At 65.2% G+C, this 1,482-nt stretch carries 2 protein-coding genes and 1 pseudogene; 2 read left to right on the top strand and 1 reads right to left on the bottom strand.

Going from position 1 to position 1,482, the window contains the following annotated elements; all coding sequences use genetic code 11:
• Together AC5RWX_RS33235 and AC5RWX_RS33230 are read left to right on the top strand one after the other, a co-directional pair.
• The coding region (locus AC5RWX_RS33235) for an alpha/beta hydrolase (RefSeq protein WP_494100419.1) at positions 1 to 403 on the top strand (403 nt) is incomplete at its 5' end.
• A 7-nt stretch (positions 404 to 410) separates the two neighbouring features.
• Positions 411 to 1,094, top strand: a complete 684-nt coding sequence (locus tag AC5RWX_RS33230; RefSeq protein ID WP_494100418.1) for a DNA alkylation repair protein — start codon at positions 411 to 413, stop codon at positions 1,092 to 1,094.
• Here AC5RWX_RS33230 and AC5RWX_RS33225 read toward each other — a convergent pair.
• A pseudogene (locus AC5RWX_RS33225) lies at positions 1,087 to 1,482 on the bottom strand (polyprenol phosphomannose-dependent alpha 1,6 mannosyltransferase MptB); the annotation flags it as partial. The gene AC5RWX_RS33230 and the pseudogene AC5RWX_RS33225 sit on opposite strands and share 8 nt — an antisense overlap.

Raw genomic sequence — 1,482 nt, 5'->3', positions numbered from 1 at the left:
GCTCGACGTTCCCGGGGCCGTTCCGGATCTCACCGTCCTGTGCTACCCGGTGGTTTCCTACACCCGGGAAGTGCACCAGGGTTCGGTGGACAACCTCCTTGGCAAGGCGCCGCCGTCGGATGTCCTGGCCGAGCTCTCAGCAGAACAGCAGGTTACCGGCGAAACGCCGCCGGCGTTCCTTTGGCACACAGCCGATGACGCCGCCGTACCGGTAAGCCACAGCCTTGGGTACGCAGGCGCCCTGCTCAGCGCCGGCGTGCCCGCTGAGCTGCACGTCTTTCCCCACGGACGCCACGGGTTGGGCCTTGCCGACGGCGAGCCCGGGCCCGATCAATGGAGCTCGCTGTGTGCGGGCTGGCTGGGCCGCGCGGGCTGGACCCACCCCTCACCCAGCGCCTTCTGACGCCCACATGGTGAACCGGGAAGTGCTCGATGCCATCCGCGCCCGGCTCCGTGAAATGGCGGATCCTGTGCGTGCTGCCGGCGCCCGGAGTTACATGAAATCCGATATGCCGTTCCTAGGTGTCCGGGTACCGGAGGTGCGCCGGCTGACCACGGCTGCCGTGGCCCGGTATCCGTTCGGGTCAGCCGGTGAGCAGCGGGCCACCGTGCTGGAGCTGTGGCGCAATGCGGAGTTCCGCGAGGAGCGGTATGCGGCTATCGACCTAACCCTCGGCAAGCTGGTGGCCGCGGACCTGCAGATGCTTCCGGTCTATGAGGAGATCATCCGCCAGGGTGCCTGGTGGGACTTCGCCGACGGTGTGGCCGGCCGGATCTGCGCGCTGCTGCAGGCACACCCTGCCGAGATGTCAGAGGTAATTCTGGATTGGAGCACGGACCCGGACTTCTGGATCAGGCGGGCATCGATCACGGCCCAGCTGAAGGCCAAAGATGGGACTGATCCCGAACTCCTGTGCCTCGTCGTCGAGGCGAACCTCGCTGACCCCGAGTTCTTCATCAGGAAGGCGATCGGCTGGGCCCTGCGCGAGTACGCAAAAACGGCGCCGGGCTGGGTGTCCGATTTCGTGGCTGCACACAAGGACAGAATGAGCCCGCTGTCACGCCGGGAGGCGGTGAAGCACCTGCCTAGATGACGGGGCGCTCAACTACCGGATCGGAACTCTTCCGGAAGAGGCTTCGGGTGCGGGGATCCCAGAAAACCAGGTACAGGCCGAACAGCAGGCCGGTCACGGCAGCGGCTACGCGGGCCAGGGCCAGCGCCAACCCAAGGTCCGCGGTCTGAAGGTAGGGGAAAACCTCCAACTGGTCCGAAATGGCATAAATCATAAAGAACGAGACCACAAAGTAGAGGGCCTTGACCTGCCAGTCGTTGCGGATGCCCGTCACGGCAAACAACGGAATCAGCCACACGACGTACCAGGACTGGATCATGGGTGCCAGCAGGACTATGGCTGCAAAGGCAAGGGTCAGTCGGCGGATCAGGCGGTCGTGCCCGCCCCTGAAGATCTGCCAGGCGACGAT

This window comes from Arthrobacter sp. SPT-J7 (genome assembly GCF_059089965.1).
This window is presented reverse-complemented; position numbering and strand designations above follow the sequence as displayed.